The organism is Saprospiraceae bacterium (assembly GCA_016713025.1).
GTDB lineage: Bacteria > Bacteroidota > Bacteroidia > Chitinophagales > Saprospiraceae > OLB9.
On sequence record JADJPZ010000002.1, the window covers coordinates 322,417 to 341,837 of the forward strand.

The window sequence follows — 19,421 nt, forward strand, 5'->3', positions numbered from 1 at the left end:
CATCTATAAATTCACTCCTCTCCTCCACGGTATAAAATCATCCTGGCCCAATATTTCAGCATTTGTGAGGCATTCACCTGAGGCTAAACCTATGAGATATTCCAGCATGGCTTCTCCATTTTCGGCAATCGTTTCCTCACCGGAGATGATAGTACCTGAATCAAAATCAATGATGTCCGGCATTTTTGTGGCCAATAGGTTGTTTGTAGATACTTTTACTGTAGGAGTGATCGCATTTCCTGTGGGTGTTCCGAGCCCTGTAGTAAACACAATCAGGTTAGCACCGGAAACAGCCATACCTGTAGTGGCAAGGACATCATTTCCCGGAGTACAGAGCAAATGTAAACCTCCTTTTTTCGGCAACTCAGTATACCGTAATACCCCGGAAACAGACGCATTTCCTCCCTTTTTAGCAGCCCCTGCGGATTTGATGGCATCGGTGATCAGACCATCCTTTATATTACCTTTGGATGGGTTCATGTCAAAGCCTGAGCCCTGTGATTTTGCTTCATCGTTGTATGTATCCATGAGATAGATAAATTTTTCAGCATCTTCTGCCTTCTCACAGCGATTGATAAGATCCTGCTCCACACCACATAGTTCCGGAAACTCAGCGAGTAATGTCGTACCGCCCAGAGCCACCAAAATGTCTGAAGCATGACCAAGAGCCGGATTAGCAGAAATACCTGAAAAACCATCAGAACCGCCACATTTTAAACCGAGATTGATTTTAGAAAGCGGAGCTGGTTTGCGTCGGATGTTATTGATTTGTATCAGACCTTTGAATGTGTCTCTGATGGCAGCGCTCATGAGAGCATACTCTGTCCCATAAGTTTGCTGATTATAGTACAGTAATGGCTTGTCAAAGTGGTTGGTTCTGTTTTTAATTGCTGCCTGCAGATCTTCGATTTGGGTTTTTTGACAGCCGAGGCTCAGGACGGTTATACCTGCTACATTGGGATTGATACACATGCCTGCAAAAACTTCGGCCAATAACTGACAGTCCTCATTGGTGCCGCCACAGCCCATTTCGTGGGTCAGAAACTTTATGCCATCCACATTGGGGAAAATAGGGTTTCTGACTGTTGGTTTGTTTTGGTCTTCGTCAAATGTGAGCTGGTCTATTTCTGTCGGTTTTCCACTTTTATATAGTTCAAGCAATTGTCTGACCTGAAGACGATACTTTTCAGGCTGCGCAAACCCCAACTCTCTTTCGAAAGCATCTTTCAGCATCATGATGTTGCGGTTTTCGCAAAAAACGAGGGGAATGACCAGCCAAAAATTTCGGGTTCCCACTTTTCCATCACTGCGATGATATCCATTGAATGTTCGATTTTTCCATTTGGTGATATCCGGAAGTATCCAATCTGTCTTTTGACCACGGTTGGATAAACTGTATGGCTCAGCATCATGCTTTAAATTGGTTGTAGATATCCACTCACCCTGAGCAATGGGTTGGATGGCTTTACCAACAAGTACACCATACATGATAACTTCATCGCCTATATGGAGTGACTTTATGGAAAATTTATGTTTTGCTTCGATATCCTGAGCTAATACCAAATTGCTTCCATTGTGGTTAATGGTTGTTCCCTTTGGCAGATCTTTCAGTGCTACCAGGACATTATCATCAGGATGGAGGTGTGCTATTGTTTTCTTTTCAGACATGCTCGTTACTTTTTGATAAGGTGATTGGGAAGATCATGCACTTCAGCACTGCAGACCTGTTCCATCACTTGTTTTAGTTGCGTTTTTAGAATATTAATCATATGGTCACCACCTTCAGTACCAAGTGCTGCTACAGCATACATAAAGGATCTCCCAAGGAATGTAAAATCTGCTCCACAAGCCAGGGTACGTGCTATATCAGGTCCTGAGCGCAATCCACTATCCATCATGATAGAGAGTTTATCCTTGTACTTGTCCACAATCGGAGATAATGATTTTATTGAAGATTGGCCGGCATCTAATTGTCTTCCTCCGTGATTGGAGACGATGATTCCGTCAAATCCCAATCGTATAGCCATCTCTGTATCCTGCTCGCTGGCCACACCTTTGAGTACAAGATTGCCTTTCCACATATCTCTGATAGGAGCTATTTTTGCTTCATTGACTCGTCCCGAAAAAGTAGCATTCATGTAAGCTCCGAGTTGAGCCATGTTCAGACCTTTGGGCATGTATTTTTTCATTATAGCAAATTCAGGTTGTCCGTGTATAAGTGTACTGATGGCCCAGTTGGGACGACCCATTACCTGTAACATATTGGCCAGAGTCATTCTGGGAGGCATCGCCAGACCATTGCGGATGTCTCTTGGCCTGAAGCCAAAAGTAGGCACATCACATAGTACACATAGCGTCTTACATCCTGCATCAGCGGCTCTTTTTAGTATATCATCTCGTAAATTGTTATCAGCAGGATGATAGAGTTGAAACCAAAATTTACCTTCGGTGATTTCACCTATACGTTCGATGCTTGAAGTTGTCACTGTACTCAGTACAAAGGGAATATTATGTTTGAAAGCTGCTTTTGCAAGGATTTCCGCAGCGTTGGGCCACATCAAGCCTTGCAATCCTACAGGTGCGATACCAAAAGGGGCATCATATGTCACACCAAAGAGATTAGTTCTTAAGTTTGATTCAGTATGCGGACTGAGGTAATGTGGCTTAAGTTCCACTTCTCTTAGTTCTGAAGTATTTTTGTGAAGATTTACATCCTCATTGCAGCCTCCGTCTAGATATTCGAATGCAAAACGAGGGATGCGTGCCTTCGCTCGATTTCTGAGGTCGTCTATGCCGGGATAGTTTGTATTATAAAGTGGATTCATAATTTTTGTATATATTAAAAACAGTTATCTAAAATATTCCAATTTATTTACTCTTCTTCCTACCCCAATCAGGTTTATCTATATCCAGCTCATCGCGATAAAACGCCATTTCCCTTTTTAAAATATTTGTCAATTCGATTTGCTTTTTTTGATACTGAGGCTTTCCTGCCAAATTATTTGTTTCATACTGATCCTGATTGAGATTAAATAATTGCGTACGTTCTGTACCATCCACATTGTATTTGATCAGCTTCCAATTATCATTAGTTCGTACTGCCAACTGAATATCCCTGTATTTGTAGTACATGTTCTCTCTGAAGACTTTACGCGGATTTACTATGGCTTCCATCAGGTTTTTACCTTCGGATGTTTCAGGTGTTTTAAGATTCAGGTAGCTGCAAACAGTTGGAAATATATCTGAAAGAGACGCCAAAGCATGATTTTTTTTATTTTTTGGGATTTTTGGGCCTTTCAGGATTAATGGTACACGCATACTATGATCATACACACTTTGTTTTCCTATCAACCCGTGCTGACCGACAGCCAATCCATTATCTCCCGCAAAGATGACTAAAGTATTTTTATCCAGTCCATTGGTTTTCAAAGCATCCAGGATACGTCCGATTTGAGCATCTACTTCGCTGATCATACCATAATACAAGGCTATTTCTTTTTGAATCATTTCTCCTGTCCTTGGTACCGGCAATAATTTTTCATCCCTGACTTCCATTTCGCCATTGTCAAAAGGATGTTTTGGCAAAAAGTTTTTTGGCAGCGGAATTTTATCGGGATCATACATCTTGTCAAAAGGTGGCGGAGGCGTACGAGGGTCATGAGGCGATGTGAATGCTACATAAGCAAAAAAGGGCTGTTGGACATCCTTGTTTTTTTTCAAATAGGCTATTGCTGCATCGGCAAACATGGTACTGGAATATTTTTCAGCCCTGAACTGAGTTGTTTTGGGATACTGACCATTCGGATCAAAATGATACATTAAGGTATGCTCATGACCTCCATCTTTAGGAAAATTCATGCCTCCGAAAAAGATATTGTCACCATCTTCAAATGCTCTGACAAATGACTCTTTATCATTGTGCCACTTGCCTGTAGCAAAAGTTTTATATCCATGGGCTTTAAGATGCTCAGGCATCATGGTGATTTCGGCCGGAATCACATCTGCACCTCCCTTGAGGCTATTTAAATAAAGACCTGTCATAATACCTGCACGACTCACTATACACAATGCACCATGCTTGCCGCCAAGACAACTGGCTCTGGTAAAAGCAGTACCTTCTTTGACCAATCTGTCTAAATTAGTTGTTTTAATGGATTTATTGCCTAATGCACCGATAGTATTATAGCTGTGATCATCAGTAAAGAGTATCAGGATATTGGGTCTTTTCTGAGCAAAAATCTTACTATTGATCTGAGCGACCATTGTAAAAATTAATACTAAAAAAGATATTATTTTTATCATTTTTTACTTTCACTTTGTGTGTTAAAGCTGAAAAATTCTATTCATAAAAATCCATTTTTCGCCTTCTTTGGCTTCTTTTAATGGCTTTTGGAATTTCCACATGAGGGTCTCCCAAGCCTGTACATCCGGATTGTCAGCATCCATCTTGCCTTTTTTCTCAAAAGTAAAATCATCATTGGCTTCGAGGATCATAAAGAGCCGGCTACCGATGCGATAAATCTCAAGATTGGTAATGCCTGAGTCCCTGATACTTTTATCTATGGCTTCTGGTATCCGTTCATGATATCGCTCATATTCCGCAATGAGCTGAGGATCATCCATGAGATCTAAGGCGAGACAGAAACGTTGCATTTTTTTTTGGTTGTAAAGTTAAATGTTTTTTAGTGTTTATTTTTTATCGCTGTATCCTTAACTCTAAAGGTCACCTACTTAAGCTCTATTTTTATAATGGTATCAATCGGATCCGGTTTAGTATCTTTCAGATATATAAAAGTGCCTTCTTCCTGTTGTTTGAAAGTAACTTTTGTATTGTCTCTTAGCATTGTAATATCTTTGATACCATAATTAAATCCGGTTAAAAATAGTGGATTCATAATCTTGGACCAATCAAGAATGTGGAGGTAATATGTTTTCTGTTTATGAGTGATGACTCCCCAATTCTGTACAGGATATACATTACCTCTGGTGCCGTAAATGGATTCCCCATTTTTTTGCAACCATTTGCCTACTACAGCCAACGTGTCCTTAAACTCTTCCTGAATGGTGCCATCAGGTCTCGGACCTATATTCAGGAGGAAATTTGCATTTCTTCCGGCTGCATTGACAAGATATTTGATGAGTTTTTCTGATGACTTAAAATTGCGGTCAGTGATGCTGTAGCCCCAATTGTCATTCATCGTTTCGCAGCTTTCGAGTGGTAAGGCCGAGATGTCCGCACCCCCAAAGCCCGTTGTATTTTGGCCTGGCAGGTCTTTTTCAAACATTTGAAAATCTTCCCCGGGTATAGGTGTCAGATGGTGATTGTTTCCTATCAGGCATTTTGGCTGCAGCTTGTGTATCAATGAGTACATGATATCATACTTCCAATCCACTTTAGACTTGAGAGATTTGTCGTGATCATTGTCCAATTGATCCCAATGTCCGTCCAGCCAAATGCCACTAATCTCACCATAATTTGTAAGCAATTCTGTCAATTGATTATTCATAAAATCAAGATAGTTTTGCCAGGGTTCCTTTTTTGTTCTCCCGGTACCTTTTCCTGTTTTACCTGTGCTGTATTGGTAGTCATCTCTGCTCCAGTCGAGGAGAGAATAATATAAAATAAGCTTGATATCCTGCTTTTTGCATTCGTCAGACAACTGTTTGAGTAAATCTTTGCCATAAGGGGTTTTAGTGATTTTCCAGTCAGAATATCTGGTATCCCAATTGCTGAACCCATCGTGATGTCTGGTGATAAAAGTGATATATTTCATACCACTGCTTTTGGCAAGGCTTACCCATTCCTGTGCATTGAAAAGGTGCGGATCAAATACATTGACCAACTTTTTGTATTCAGAGACATGGATATTACGGTTATTCATCACCCACTCTCCGTGTCCCAAAATACTGGATGCACCCCAATGTATAAACATACCATACTTCATATCCTGAAACAATTTTCTCGATTCGAGATTGGCTTGTGTTGGCGTATATGATTGAGTATATGTCAATGGTATTGTTGACAATAAAATCACGAATAAAAGAAAAAAACGGATCTTCATCAATTATAATTATTTAGTTGTTGAGTAATAATAAGTCCAAACTTTTGTCGGACTGTCTAAAGTCAAAAACCTATTCCTTAATTACTATTCTATCTCCAGGTTTTGTATTAATTACATAATCGTAATATTTTGGCGATTCCAAATGTCCCAATTCCGCTCCCGCTGTAATGACAGGAGCCGGCAGCGGAATAGGTTTTTGAAATGGATTTACATCTTTATCAGTGGCGCGTATTGCACCTAAAATATTTAAAGGTACCACAGATCTGATTCGGCATATACCGCCTAACTTTGATTGAATGGTTGCTGTGGCTATTTTACCATCTTTCCACGACATTGATACTTCAAATCCGCCTCTTGCTCTCAAGCCTGATACTGACCCATTTTGCCAGCTTGATGGAAGTGCAGGAAGCAGGTGTATGGCACCGTTGTGGGATTGGAGCAACATCTCTGTGATTCCTGCCGTTACACCAAAATTTCCATCTATCTGAAAAGGTGGATGTGCATCAAACATATTGGGATACAAACCACCGCCACCATGCATATCTATACCTTTGAAGCTAACTGGTTTGATCAGATTTTTGATGATGGCCAATGCGTGATCGCCGTCGAGAAGGCGTGCCCACATATTGGTCTTCCAGCCCATGGACCATCCTGTGGCTTCATCGCCACGACCATTCAGACTGTTTTTACGGAAAGAAACAATTCGGGATTGTCAAATGCATTGATTTGGTTGCCGGGGTGAAGTCCATAAAGGTGTGAAAAATGCCGATGATGAGGTTCTGAATCGGTCACTTCGTCGCCCCATTCGTTGAGACGGCCCAGCTTGTTGATTCTGAAAGGCTGCAATTGTGGCAATAGCTGATCTATCTTTCGGGTAAGATCATCTTCCAGATTGAGTATTTTTGCAGATGCAGTACAATTATGAAGAATCTCACGTGTGATCGCAAGGTCAATGCCCGGACCATGGGTGACCACTCTCGACTGTCCTTTCCAGCTGAATTCATTTTCGGGAGATGTCCCAATGAATGTTTCATAGTAACCATCTTTGTTTTTATCCAGCAAGTTTACAGTAAACTCAGCAGACCCTCGGAGGATATGATAGATTTTTTTAAGAAATGCCGCATCTCCGCTGAAAAGATAGTGTTCATACAAGTGCTGACACAACCACGCTCCGCCAAAAGCAAAATTGGCCCATCTCGGGTCGCCTTCACCATAGTCGCCTCCTGAAGCTGTGTGTCCCCATATGTCAGTATTGTGATGGGCGCACCATCCATTGACACCATAAGATTTTTGAGCAGTTGCTTTGCCTCTTTCTGCCAGATCAGCGATTAGCCTGAATAATGGCTCAGTAGTTTCTGAAAGATTGCAAGATTCTGCAGGCCAATAATTCATCTCAGTGTTGATATTGATAGTATAATTGGAGCTCCACGGAGGGCGTAACTCATGTGACCATATACCTTGCAGATTTGCAGGTTGACCACCACTGCGAGATGATGCTATGAGCAGAAATCTTCCGTATTGAAAAAGCAATTCTACCAGTTTGGGATCAGCATTGTTTTTAAAGTTGACTATGCGCTCAGCTGTAGATTTTGGTGTATCTTCAGTACTCTTCAGATCAAGACTAACCCTATTAAACAGCCTTTGGTAGTCGCTGATGTGATTGTTTTTCAATTTTTTATATGATAGTGCCCCGACCTTTTTTAAGTATCTTTCTGCTTCGGTTTCAGGATTCAGGCCTGCTGAGTGTGGTGCTTTGAATCGTCCGTTGTAACTTGTTGCTACTGTGAGCATGATTACTGCTTCAGAAGCATTGGTCACAGAGATTCCTTCTTCATTGGTTACTGATTTTCCGCCTTTGGCTATGACTTTTACATGGACTTCAGCTTCGATACCTGCTCCACCCCAGTCGTCATAGATGATGTCTTTTCCATCAGGATAAACACCTCTATACGAGGGCTCTGAGTGTTTTGGTGCCTTACACCGCATTTTTAGTATCCCGTTCTCGGTATAGAGCTTGTATTTTACCTTTGATTGCAGTGCAGCCTTAAAAGTGATCAGTTTACTTTTGTCAGCTGTAAGTTTTATAACCATCGCTTTGTCAGGATAGCTTATGAAATGCTCTCTTTGATAGCGCCCCTGAGGTGTTTGATATGATATGGTAGAGGTAGCATCGGTAATGCGGAGGTCTCTGTAATAATTGGAAATATGTGATGAATCTGGAAAAGTCAATATCAAATCTCCCAAAGGCTGGAAAGCTTGGGTAAATGCACCTTGAATACTTTGTAATTGCTTTTCGGCTGCGGCATAATCGCCCATAGACATCAGGGACTTGACTTTCTCAAAGTCGAGAGGTGGGTTTTTAGAGTTTTCGTCTTTGATGGTTCCTGACCAAAAATCAGTATGATTGAGCTGGATCAATTCTTTTCCCGTACGACCATGGACCATAGCACCAATAATGCCATTTCCCAAAGGCAGGGCTTCTACCCATTGGTCAGCGGGGCTTTTATACCATAGCTTTTGAATAGGTTGTGCCTTTATCGCTGGTATGACAAAAAGACTTAAAATAACAAGCTTTATCCTCATGATCAGGATTCTACCGGATTATTGAAGACTCTATGACCCTTCCAGCCGAAATACCACACCACAAAAAAGCATAAGAACGGCACGATATATCCTATCTGGATGTTATCACCCATGCTGTCAATAATACCGCCCATGATGACAGGAAATATAGCTCCGCCAATGATCGCCATGACAATCAATGAAGAAGCGGGTTTGGTTTCTTCTTTCAAGCCCTCGATACCGAGTGAGAATATCGTCGGAAACATGATAGACATAAAAAATCCAAGCCCACCCAATGCCAGTACGACAAATTTTCCATCCGCATATATGGCCACTAAGCTCAGCAAAATACAAATGAAAGAGTATAAACTCAATAGTTTTGCAGGCCTAATGAATTTGACAAAACCTGAGCCCACAAATCTTCCTATCATAAATAATAGTCCATACGCACTGAGATACCATCCGGCTGTTTTTTCGTCCACACCACCACCGCTGATAGCCATCCTTATGAAAAAGCTCGTCACACACACCTGTGCACCTACATAAAAAAACTGAGCTATCACTGCCCACCGTACATGATTATATTTCAGTGTATCAAATACTCCACTCTTGGCTTTATCCGACTTTGGTTCTTCACTTCCTATTTCAGGCAAATCCATGATATAAAATATTAATGCCAAAACAATCAGAAAACCACCTAAGATCATATATGGCATTTTGACAGATTGGGCTTCGGATGTCAGGTAGGCCATTTTTTCCAACTCTGGCATGGCAGCCAATTGATCAGGCGTATATTCTTTGCCGGAAAGTATAAACAATGTACCAATGATAGGAGCTATAAATACAGCAAGTCCATTGAATGATTGAGCGAAATTGATCCGGAAGGTAGCATCTTCAGGATCGCCAAGTCTAGTCGCATAAGGATTGGCCGCTGTCTCCAACAGTGTAAGTCCACATCCAAGTATAAACAGACCTCCTAAAAAAATACTATATGTCTGCATATTGGCAGCGGGAATGAATAACAATGCTCCCGCCGCAAAAATCAACAGACCCATAATTATTCCTTTTTTATAACCAAATCTCTTCAAAATAATTCCTGCCGGAATAGCCATCAGAAAATAAGCCAGATATACCGCCGTATCCACCAGCGTGGACTGAAGATTGGTGAGTTGCAGGGCTTTGCGCAAATGTGGTATCAGAATGCCGTTCAGATTATTGGCAATACCCCACATAAAAAAGAGACTGGTAATCAGGATAAACGGGATCAGGTATTTGTTGCGTTGTGACATATGTGACTTTTGTGAAATGAAACCAATTTAAATTTCAACACAAAGTAAATTAAATTCTTTGTATACGCCCACTATGCTATAAAGAAGTTCTGATAATTCTGTACGATGCAGCGGACCTCATGATCAATTCTTAGCGGACTTCAAGCCACCGAGAGACCTACTCCCATCCATCATACAGCATCAACCTATCTTCATAGGTTGTTCAAGACACGGTTTGGTGCTTTGCAATCGTATCGGCGATTAGCCGTATGTCGTCAAAACACTTGTTATTTGTGGTTTATTAGTTAGGTTTATATTCTATATTAAAATTTTTCAGATACTCTTCTAATGGCTCCAATTCCATTTCTTTTCTTCTCTCATTGACGCTGTCCGGAGCTTCTAATTCGTATAACTTGCCATTTTTAATTTGCGAACCATATAATTGAGGTTTACCATCATCCATAAGAATGCGATCTTTCATTAATGCATACTGCTGTTTTGACAAATCACCTTTTTTGACAGCTTCTTCGATCAGTGGAAAGTATTTTTTCCTATACTTTTTGTCAGTATGTTGTAATGCCAGCCAAATTGCATCTAGTTGTTTGCGACTCACTTCCTTTAATGAAGGCATTCCGCATTTTTCTATGATACTTATTGCCAATTCCTGGTTTCTATGGTCTTCCTTCGCAAATTGCTCAAAAGGTACATTTGACATCCTAATTCTTTGGTCACTTTGGTAAACACTATCAAGGATTTCTCCTTTTTTATTGCAGTCAACTTCAACTAATTCTATTTGTCCAACATAGGTGAATTTATCTCTATTTATATATAGAAAAAGAATGACAGCTAAAATTAATAAAGCAAATGCCATTAGGATAATCTTCTTTCTTTTCATTTTATATTACTTTTAGAACTATGGTTTTAATAATCGCAAATAATCGGGTCAGGCAGGGGAATCTCGCCCCAACCTTCCCACAGAACTAATTAAACATGAGTAGCTGCAAAAGGGTTTAGGAGTTCATCCCTATTCTTTGTATGCTTTGAAATAGTAATTGATCTTCACTTCTTTTTTTTGCCTTTTTCACGCTGCAAAAAGGGTTTCGCAGATCCGTCCTATTCTTTGTATGCTTTGAAATAGTAATTGACCTTCACTTCTTTTTTTTACCTTTCCTCGCTGCGAAAAGGGTTTCGCAGTTCGATCCAAAAATGATTTGCGTTCAATTCTTAACGGGCTTCATGCCACCGAGAGACCTACTCTCATCTATCATACAGCATCAACCTATCTGCATAGGTTGTTCAAGACACACACGGTTAGCGGTTTTGCGTCCTGTGTGAAATAGAAAGTACCTAAGTTCAAATATAGCACAAAAGCTGATAGAAGTAACAAATGTTTAATTACTTCCATCAGCCCTGCTTTTGCCTGGATATACCTTGTGTGTGGCAGCCTTATTTCAATTCCCAATACGCTATTAAAACGCAGATTATAAAAATTACTAAGTTCGGTACGATTGAGAGTTTTAACTTATAATTTATTTGTCCCGCTACTATCATGGTCAAACTTAAGCATAAAGCCGAAACTGCTGATAGAGCTGGATAAATATTAAGTAATGATGGAAGAACTAATCCAATTGCGCCCAAAAGTTCTAAAAAGCCTGCTACTTTAATTTGTCTTTCGTCAAGATGAATTAAACCTTTCATTCCCTTGTCCAGTAATTTAGATTTTGACAAAAAAAAGTTTGTTGATACCAACAAAGGCAAAAAGCAATGCTAAAAGCCCTTTTAAAATCCACATTGTTATTTCCATAATTTATAATCTTGTCCAAGGGTTGATACCTTCTTTTTTAAGTTGATTGTAAATCAATCGCATATAGTAGGTGTCAAACACAAAGGTTGTTAAAATAACGATGAACATTAGAGTAGCATCTTCGCCTATGTGGTCAGCCAAAAGGTAAGATAGTCCCACTGTCATTGAAGTTCCTATCCATTTTGACCAAGCTATTGTAAACGATTGACCTTCGGAATTTTGTCGTTGCCAATACATCAAAACAAAACAAACAGAGATGACAAGATTCTGAATAAATGCAATGAATTTTGCACCTTCAAAAATTTCTTTGTGAAAATAAGGTTCAAACTGCCCAAAGAATGGACCACCAGCGATCATAATTCCAAACGAAGATACAAAAGCAACAACAGCAAGCATTATCCATTCTGCTTTTGAAATTTTGTAACTACTTTGAAAGTACTTGTAGCCGTATAAGAAGAAAGTAATTACAATACCCACATCACAAATCATCCAAATAGTATTGATTACTGTTGCCAAGCCACCGCTGGCGTGAGGTGGATAAATAAGTGAAAATGTAACTTCCCAAGCAATATTTAATGCTAATGGAACAAGCGGCATACCATAAGATTTGTCTTTGATGCCACGATAAACAAGTGCTACGTATGTAATTGTCCAAGCAATACCACTAAGCAATACAGTTAATTCTACCCAATTCATATTTGCAATATTTTAAGTGAAACAATAATGCAAAGATGAGACGAAAAAGTTGTGTACACCCTTAAAGAACTTTAAGACTTAAAGAGTTCTTTTTAGATTACTCAACCATTCGGGTGAAATACCTATAAAATTTGCGATATGTCGTGATGAAACATTTTTAATTACTTCCTGATAATCAGAAATCAGCAGTTCATACATTCTTTTTGGTGAGTAGGTTAAGAGTTTCGTCCTAAAATCCAATTCACTTAGTAATGCCAAAATGATTTGGGATTGATAAAAGTCTTTGATTGCAGCACTATTCTCTATGGTTTGTAGTAAATCTATTTTTGAAAATGCTAAAATGTTGGAATTTTTGACTGCCAATAATTTGAAGGTACTTTTTGTTTCTTGAAAATAACTTTGTGGAATTGTCATAAATGGCTGAAAACTATCTAAGAAGAAATTGATTGTTTTTTCTGTGCCATCTTCTTTTAGAAGTTGCATAGCAAATCCGCCTTTTAATATGAAATAAATAGATGTGCACTTATCGCCGTAATTTATCAATGTTTTGTTAGTCTTCACATTTATTGGTACAATGATTTTTTGCAAAGCATCAATGTCTTCGTCAGTTAGTTTAGCTTGTTGTAGTATATCTGTGAATTTGTCCATTTCTAATTGCGAAGGTTGTGTCCAATGGTTGCCACTAATCGGTTCAGGCAGGAGAATTTCACCCCAACCTTCCCATAGAACTAAATAAACCTGATTAGCTGCAAAAGGGTTTAGGAGTTCATCCCTATTCTTTGTATGCTTTGAAATAGTAATTGACCTTCACTTCTTTTTTTTACCTTTCCTCGCTGCGAAAAGAGTTTCGCAGTTCGCTCCTAAATTGATTTGCGGTCAATTTTTAACGGGCTTCAAGCCACCGAGAGACCTACTCTCATCTATCATACAGCATCAACCTATCTGCATAGGTTGTTCAAGACACGGCTAGGCTATGTGATGGTTTTGGTGATAGCCAAACTATCATCATAGCCGTTGTTCTGCTTCGTATTCATTTTTATAAATTTTTAAGCATAAATTCTTTATACATATTTATTGGCATCATTCCCACTTCCATTCTTCGTCTTTCCAAATTTTCTATATCTTCTGTTTCAGCTAATTCTACAGTTTTATTTACTGGATCAACTTTAGAAAATTGTGTCCCATATAACTGCTTTTCTCCACTGTTTATTTTTATCCTATCATATAAATACGCAAAACTTTGTCCGTCCATGTCTCCTTTTTTTACTGCATTCTCTATGTTAATTAGTTGCGATTTCTGCCATTCTTTATCCCCATCACTATGCTGGATTATTAAAAATATTCCTTGCATGGCATCATTACCTACTAAATTCCTTGTTGGAAAACCATTTTCTTTAATTATCTCTTTTAGTCTCTCTCTATTTCGTTCATCTGTATCAACCCCAAATGAGTCAATTATTACTTCACTTTTTAATAAATTGTATTTTGAAAGTAAATCTGTCATCAAATTTGATCTGACATATTGATCATTTATATACATTTTAATCAATTCAATTTGAAGTTCTTTATTCTCGACTTTTTCAATTGAATGTTCTTTACAAATTTGATAACTTGACAAAAAACCTTTACCACAAATATCCTTCAGCATCTTTGTGTCCAGGGAATTTATGATTTCAGTAACTTCATTGACTTTTCCAAGTTTATTTTTTGCTTCAAGTCCTGTTACAAGATACTTTCTATCAATTATTTCAGTGCTGTTTCTCAATGAATCAAATTGTATACTTGAGAGTTCATAATTTTCATCCATTGAACTTGCAATCATTCTCCAACCAAGTTTCCAAATTTCAACATCTGCTATTTTTTCACTTTTATTTTGACTACAAGAAGTCATTAGACTTAATCCGGTTGTGAAAATTATCAGAATTTGTCTTTTCATTTTTTGATTTTTCTTTATGATGCAGAAGTCTGTTCAATTCCATTGATTGTCATTTTTAGAATATTATATTTCCCTGTAATGCCTTCTCTAAACTGTATTTTTCTGTTTGAAACTAAAATAATAATTGGAATTATGATTGCAGAAATTATAATTATACTTTTCAAATATTTGTTCTCAAAATTAAAAGTTGGAAGATTATCGTTTGCATTAAAGAAGAAACTTTTTATCTCTTTCTTTTTTTTCTTTTACCTACTTTTGTTGCCCAGCTGTTGCCCAATAGCCTTAAACCCCATATTTTACTTAGGTATTAGGATAATGTATTTGGATGTAACACTCTGTAAATCAAAATAATATGAGAAGAAGTGCAATAATATTTAATTTTGACAATGAAAATATTGTTAAAAACACTTGGCAATAGAAATATTGTCATATGAAATAGACTTGGCCAAATACGTTAATCGGATATAAAAGATAGTGTAGAAGCATATAATGAGACTCAACAAAAGTTTTATGGGATGAAATTAGTTATGTTTTACTCACTCCAACTGATTGGAAAAAGCTACTTTTTTAAATGTTCAGATACCCGGATATTTTTTCCGTGGGATGATCATTTTTTCACAATCATCAACGCATTGCTCACCGGCCTCTCTCCCTCATGATCCCACAGTTTGTTGTCACAGGGCATATTAACAACACCTTTGTCTTTCAAATAAAAAGTAGTAGATCCTCCACCGTCCAGATTGAGCCCATCCTTACATCCTAACCATATTAGTACGTCAGCAAGTTCGTGCAACGATAAACCCTGAGCATTCGCATTGCGCCCATCAGCCGTGATGAGCAAAGTTTCTGATTCGGTAGTGCAGACGCATGTGCGAGGGTGCCTGTTGTTGTTAAATGGCGAGTCAAGTAGTGGTTGTTTTTGAGTATTTACGAGCAGTATTGGACCGCACTCCATTACATTAGGGTATGGGATATTTTCTTCCCATTTACCATAAGAAGGCGATTCTCTTTGGAGTATGACAAAATTTTTATTATCAAAGGCGAATGCGCCGGTTTGATTTTGTCCGTAGATTCCAGGGCCTTTTTCATTGGCAGAAGTATCAGTCATGATACCGTTAATGCGAATAAAATTGACACTTCCGCCCTTTTTCATATTGAAGAAAGAACCGTTGATCGCTGCAAGTGCCCCTTCTTTTTGTGCGATGCTACTGGTTTTCAGGAGCTCATTTCCTGCAGTTCCGATTTCCCATTGGACGTTTAAACTATTTTTAGGCACACGAAGGATATGTATGTTTTGATTGGAGTTGAATATCTGATTGCTGTCAAAATGGAAATGTGTGTGGATGACACCATTGGTTATAGTATCGTATGACCATACCGCATTCAAAAAAGAGACAGAATCCTGGCTGATTTTTTCCTGCCCATGGGCAAAACTGAAAAAAATCCAAAAAATAAAAAGTAGGTTACTTCCCTTCTTTATCATATTAAACCTATTGGAGAAATTACTTATTATGCTTCTTAATCACATCCTGAAATCCTACATTTTTTCTGATGCGTTCATAGTAGAAGTATGTCTCTCCTTCAATGCCACGCTGTCTGTTATATGCCAGTTTTTGGTCCAAAATTGCAGGTGTGACGCTATCACCACTGCCTACTCCAACCAATATGCCCGGACTGAATATCAATTCTTTAAAATTAAATGGTGCCAGATTTGTCATTGCCTGATCAAAAGAAGCTTTGTAGTCATTGAAATTGGTACGATAGAGCTGTGGATGAAGATGATCTACTATGTTGCGTCTCATCCATTCCGGCCAATCCTGAAGATAGTTTTGCAAGGACCAACTGTATGGCGATGGAGACCACGACACCATTTGTTTGCCATTCAGTGATTTAATGTGTTTGAAGATATATTCTCCAAAATCTGATAATTTGTTGGCACGCCATTGAAGCCATTGTGCATCAAGGTAATTTGATGGAGCTGTTCTGCCTGTCTCTGTTTTATAAAGTGCTGTGACTGTGGCATTATAACCACCATTGGATGCCAATGCCGGTAGCCTGTCATCACCCTGGACGCCAGCAAGGTCAGGATATTTCTGTACCACTTCTACCATGAGTTTTTTTATGAATTGCTGTACATCAGGATTGAAGGCATCCAACCAGTAAAATTTATTTTTTTCAGTAATGCTGCCTGCTGCATCCCTTGAGGCCCAGGCCGGATATTTGGCAATCAATGCTCCTCCGGTATTATCTCCATATACTGAAGCAAACCCATATTCAAACCATGCTACCACATTGATGCCATGGGGTTTTGCAGCTTCTATCATCTCGGTGAGAGGGTCTCTTCCGGCATATTTCGGGTCTATCTCTACACCCATATATTCCTTCATCACCTGGCTTTTATATTTGGTTTTAGCATCGTTGTAGGTGACTACAAAGATGGTATTGATGCCGATGTCTTTACATATATTGACACATTCAGCAATATTGGCTTTGGAGGCAAACACATCACTGCCTACGTCACTTACCCATACGCCTCTTACTACTTTTCGAGCAAAATCACTTGTATTATAGTTGCCGATTTTTACCGTATAAGTTTTAACGATCTGGTCGTCATATTTGACTGTAAAAACAACTTCTTTACTGAAATCTGTGATGGTAGCAGGGTCCGGCAAGATAGATAAAGGTACTATTTTTGAAGGAAAAGTAATTTTAAGTTTATATTTTTTGCCTGATGTTTGATTTTGAGTCAGACCTATATAATCATTTCCAGCTTGCGACAATTTGATATTAGTTGCAGAGTTGTCTTCATTGAGTACCTGGACACTTTCGATGTTATACCTTGCCGGATTGATAGCTTCTTCATTAAGAGTGAAAGTATATGATTTTTTTATGGCGCTGGTATATTGTATTTCAAATGTAACAGGGCTTTTAAAGTCAACAGGTTTTGAAATGTCAGGAAAAATGCTCAAAGGATTTACCCCTTTTGGAAAAATAAATTTTACAATAAAAGCCTTGCCCGCCACGCCATCGTTTTCGACCAACGCATCAATTTTATTAATATTTATATTGTAGTTTACATATAGGGGTTCATTGTTTGGGCTGAATACTTTGATGGAGTCAATGACAAAACTGCTTTCATCTACAGTCATAGGGTCGCTTTTTTTACACCCTGATGATAGTAATGAAAAAGACAAAACCAATCCTATTAAAATTTGAAAAACTTTCACTCTCTTATGATTTAATAATTTTATTTAAAATTGGGTCATTACCAAAGATTGATAATGACCCATGATTTATGGATTTTATTAAAAATGTTAGAATCGTCAAAATAACAATAATAATATAAACCCTTCACTAACTTAACTTATTCTACTTCATACACTACAAATCCATTCTGCGCTGACAGACATGCCAATCTCAGTTTGCCGGCTGCAGTTGTAGCAAAAGCTGTTTGACAGTAAAAGTCACCCAATTCTCCTGATGTGCCTCCAAGTCCGACATCTATTTTCTGTACATCATTCCAGGTTGTAAATTTAGAATTGGCCAGTTCAGCATTGATTTCAGTAATACTGCTTCTGTATCCTTTCTTGGACACATCCAGTACAACAAATTTGCTTGCTTTTGGATTTGCCGCATTGGTGGACCATGAGAAAACTCCCCACATGATATACTTACCACGATTGTGTTCAAATGCTTTCATTCCTACTGATGAACCATTTACTAATGCACCTGAAAATGAAGCAGGACTACCCAATGTGCTATTCAAAATTGTAGGAGTAGATGTTCCTGAATTATAGAAAAATTCATTGGAATTCGGAATTGGAAGTAACTCGACGTTAGGACCGTCTCCGGCTCCTGATACAAGAAGTCCGTTTATCTTTTGATTGGATGTAAAAGATGTCACTTTCTGACCCGCTAAAACAGAGGCAAAAGGAATCGTGACGCTATACATGACCGGGTCTTCTTTCGGACTTTTGCGCAGTGGAGCCCTGTCCACAAAATAAGCTGTAATATTAGCCCCATCTAATTTTACATGGAAATTCTGAATGATACCGCCGGACGGTACAGGAATTCTTGCTGCTTCTATCGGAGAGTCACTTGGTCCGGTTGTTGGCCAGGCGCTGATTACAACTTCACCGCCGCCCCATGGATTGTTACACCCAAGTAATACCGTTCCAACGTTTTGTAGAACTTTGAAAGATGCTGATTTGCCATCTGCATAAGTTACCTTAAGGTCGGTGGGTTCAGCTGCAGGTGTAGCAAGATTATACTTTTTTATACCGTCGGCATATGACACAAAAGCAAACTCACCTTTGGAATCCAATGCTAAGGACGTCTCAGATTTGGTGGCAAAAATACCTGGTCTCATTGATGATGCAAGGGAGCGATCCATAAGTTTGGTGATTTTTGTAAATCCATAATCTTCAACTTTGACAGTATAGGTCTTTGAAGAACCGCCGTTTTTAACTGTTATAGCTTGAGGAGAAGTAAAATCAAGTGCTTTTTCACCACCTACTAAGATTGCTGTTGAAGGTGTTAACGTGATTTTCGGGGTGATAGCGGTCAGGTTGGTACCCTGAGCTACTCTGACACTAATTCTTCTTACATCCTCTTCAATCACTGTCTGTTGGGCACCGGTTATCGTAATGGCTGTTATTACAGGAGCCTGAGGTGCCTGCTCGATGATGTTTACCGTAAATTTACGGCTCACTGCTTCTGTAAATTTGATCGTAAATGTTTTTGCCACAGAAAAATCAATCGAATCTGCGACAGAAGGGGTCACTGAAACTGGAGTAATACCGGAAGGATACTGAAACTCGATTTTAAATCTCTTACCGTCATTGCCGTCATCAGGTACGATAGCATCTACGGTATATTCGTTTTCATTGACTTTGGTGATGGTAGATTGTGCATTCAGGTCATCACCTTTAGTAGTCAGTACTTTTACTTTCTCGACCACATACTTTGAAAGATTTGGATCTACTACTTCAGGTTCATCCTTCTTACATGAATCAAGTGTAAGTAGCAGCATGATCATTCCTATGAGCAGTAATGATGGGTTTTTGAATCTTTTTAATACGGTTAACATAATT

General features: G+C 38.8%; 16 protein-coding genes. All 16 read right to left on the reverse strand.

The features are described 5' to 3' along the window. Positions 1-3: 3 nt before the first annotated feature. The 16 genes from IPK35_01550 to IPK35_01625 all read right to left on the reverse strand — a co-directional run bounded on the left by IPK35_01550 (position 4) and on the right by IPK35_01625 (position 19,417). The gene (locus IPK35_01550; GenBank protein MBK8051983.1) at positions 4-1,668 is read right to left on the reverse strand and encodes an altronate dehydratase; all 1,665 of its coding nucleotides are present in this window, start codon (positions 1,666-1,668) and stop codon (positions 4-6) included. A gap of 5 nt (positions 1,669-1,673) precedes the next feature. After that, positions 1,674-2,825, reverse strand: coding sequence for an alpha-hydroxy-acid oxidizing protein (locus IPK35_01555; protein MBK8051984.1), 1,152 nt, complete (start codon positions 2,823-2,825; stop codon positions 1,674-1,676). Positions 2,826-2,868: 43 nt separating this feature from the next. Then, positions 2,869-4,263, reverse strand: coding sequence for a sulfatase-like hydrolase/transferase (locus IPK35_01560; GenBank protein MBK8051985.1), 1,395 nt, complete (start codon positions 4,261-4,263; stop codon positions 2,869-2,871). Positions 4,264-4,323: 60 nt separating this feature from the next. Continuing rightward, positions 4,324-4,653, reverse strand: coding sequence for an L-rhamnose mutarotase (locus IPK35_01565; protein ID MBK8051986.1), 330 nt, complete (start codon positions 4,651-4,653; stop codon positions 4,324-4,326). A 74-nt stretch (positions 4,654-4,727) separates the two neighbouring features. Continuing rightward, positions 4,728-6,062 (reverse strand): alpha-L-fucosidase, encoded by a 1,335-nt coding sequence (locus IPK35_01570; GenBank protein MBK8051987.1) that lies wholly within the window; start codon positions 6,060-6,062, stop codon positions 4,728-4,730. A 70-nt stretch (positions 6,063-6,132) separates the two neighbouring features. Then, positions 6,133-6,687 carry a hypothetical protein gene (locus IPK35_01575; protein ID MBK8051988.1) on the reverse strand — a complete coding sequence of 185 codons (555 nt, stop codon included), beginning with the start codon at positions 6,685-6,687 and terminating at the stop codon, positions 6,133-6,135. A 50-nt stretch (positions 6,688-6,737) separates the two neighbouring features. Next, the gene (locus IPK35_01580; GenBank protein ID MBK8051989.1) at positions 6,738-8,645 is read right to left on the reverse strand and encodes a glycoside hydrolase family 95 protein; all 1,908 of its coding nucleotides are present in this window, start codon (positions 8,643-8,645) and stop codon (positions 6,738-6,740) included. 2 nt (positions 8,646-8,647) lie between these two features. Further along, positions 8,648-9,913, reverse strand: a complete 1,266-nt coding sequence (gene fucP, locus IPK35_01585) for an L-fucose:H+ symporter permease (GenBank protein ID MBK8051990.1) — start codon at positions 9,911-9,913, stop codon at positions 8,648-8,650. 280 nt (positions 9,914-10,193) lie between these two features. Beyond that, positions 10,194-10,787 carry a hypothetical protein gene (locus tag IPK35_01590; GenBank protein ID MBK8051991.1) on the reverse strand — a complete coding sequence of 198 codons (594 nt, stop codon included), beginning with the start codon at positions 10,785-10,787 and terminating at the stop codon, positions 10,194-10,196. A 551-nt stretch (positions 10,788-11,338) separates the two neighbouring features. After that, on the reverse strand, positions 11,339-11,620 hold the full coding sequence (locus IPK35_01595) for a DoxX family protein (GenBank protein MBK8051992.1): 282 nt from the start codon (positions 11,618-11,620) through the stop codon (positions 11,339-11,341). Between the two features lie 79 nt (positions 11,621-11,699). After that, positions 11,700-12,392, reverse strand: a complete 693-nt coding sequence (locus IPK35_01600; GenBank protein MBK8051993.1) for a hypothetical protein — start codon at positions 12,390-12,392, stop codon at positions 11,700-11,702. A 78-nt stretch (positions 12,393-12,470) separates the two neighbouring features. After that, entirely contained in the window at positions 12,471-13,040 is a 570-nt protein-coding gene (locus IPK35_01605; protein ID MBK8051994.1) for a Crp/Fnr family transcriptional regulator, read from the reverse strand. A 388-nt stretch (positions 13,041-13,428) separates the two neighbouring features. Further along, on the reverse strand, positions 13,429-14,328 hold the full coding sequence (locus IPK35_01610; protein ID MBK8051995.1) for a hypothetical protein: 900 nt from the start codon (positions 14,326-14,328) through the stop codon (positions 13,429-13,431). A 607-nt stretch (positions 14,329-14,935) separates the two neighbouring features. Further along, positions 14,936-15,811: a phosphodiester glycosidase family protein gene (locus tag IPK35_01615; protein ID MBK8051996.1), complete on the reverse strand. Its 876-nt coding sequence runs from the start codon at positions 15,809-15,811 to the stop codon at positions 14,936-14,938. 19 nt (positions 15,812-15,830) lie between these two features. Next, on the reverse strand, positions 15,831-17,555 hold the full coding sequence (locus IPK35_01620) for a family 10 glycosylhydrolase (protein ID MBK8051997.1): 1,725 nt from the start codon (positions 17,553-17,555) through the stop codon (positions 15,831-15,833). 137 nt (positions 17,556-17,692) lie between these two features. After that, positions 17,693-19,417, reverse strand: coding sequence for a hypothetical protein (locus IPK35_01625; GenBank protein ID MBK8051998.1), 1,725 nt, complete (start codon positions 19,415-19,417; stop codon positions 17,693-17,695). Between the last annotated feature and the right edge of the window lie 4 nt (positions 19,418-19,421).

What these genes read in the sequence shown, in the direction of transcription:
- IPK35_01550 (MBK8051983.1), bottom strand. Translation starts at nt 1,668, where the DNA reads ATGTCTGAAAAGAAAACAATAGCACACCTCCATCCTGATGATAATGTC.
- IPK35_01555 (MBK8051984.1), bottom strand. Translation starts at nt 2,825, where the DNA reads ATGAATCCACTTTATAATACAAACTATCCCGGCATAGACGACCTCAGA.
- IPK35_01560 (MBK8051985.1), bottom strand. Translation starts at nt 4,263, where the DNA reads ATGGTCGCTCAGATCAATAGTAAGATTTTTGCTCAGAAAAGACCCAAT.
- IPK35_01565 (MBK8051986.1), bottom strand. Translation starts at nt 4,653, where the DNA reads ATGCAACGTTTCTGTCTCGCCTTAGATCTCATGGATGATCCTCAGCTC.
- IPK35_01570 (MBK8051987.1), bottom strand. Translation starts at nt 6,062, where the DNA reads ATGAAGATCCGTTTTTTTCTTTTATTCGTGATTTTATTGTCAACAATA.
- IPK35_01575 (MBK8051988.1), bottom strand. Translation starts at nt 6,687, where the DNA reads ATGTGGGCACGCCTTCTCGACGGCGATCACGCATTGGCCATCATCAAA.
- IPK35_01580 (MBK8051989.1), bottom strand. Translation starts at nt 8,645, where the DNA reads ATGAGGATAAAGCTTGTTATTTTAAGTCTTTTTGTCATACCAGCGATA.
- fucP (MBK8051990.1), bottom strand. Translation starts at nt 9,913, where the DNA reads ATGTCACAACGCAACAAATACCTGATCCCGTTTATCCTGATTACCAGT.
- IPK35_01590 (MBK8051991.1), bottom strand. Translation starts at nt 10,787, where the DNA reads ATGAAAAGAAAGAAGATTATCCTAATGGCATTTGCTTTATTAATTTTA.
- IPK35_01600 (MBK8051993.1), bottom strand. Translation starts at nt 12,392, where the DNA reads ATGAATTGGGTAGAATTAACTGTATTGCTTAGTGGTATTGCTTGGACA.
- IPK35_01605 (MBK8051994.1), bottom strand. Translation starts at nt 13,040, where the DNA reads ATGGACAAATTCACAGATATACTACAACAAGCTAAACTAACTGACGAA.
- IPK35_01610 (MBK8051995.1), bottom strand. Translation starts at nt 14,328, where the DNA reads ATGAAAAGACAAATTCTGATAATTTTCACAACCGGATTAAGTCTAATG.
- IPK35_01615 (MBK8051996.1), bottom strand. Translation starts at nt 15,811, where the DNA reads ATGATAAAGAAGGGAAGTAACCTACTTTTTATTTTTTGGATTTTTTTC.
- IPK35_01625 (MBK8051998.1), bottom strand. Translation starts at nt 19,417, where the DNA reads ATGTTAACCGTATTAAAAAGATTCAAAAACCCATCATTACTGCTCATA.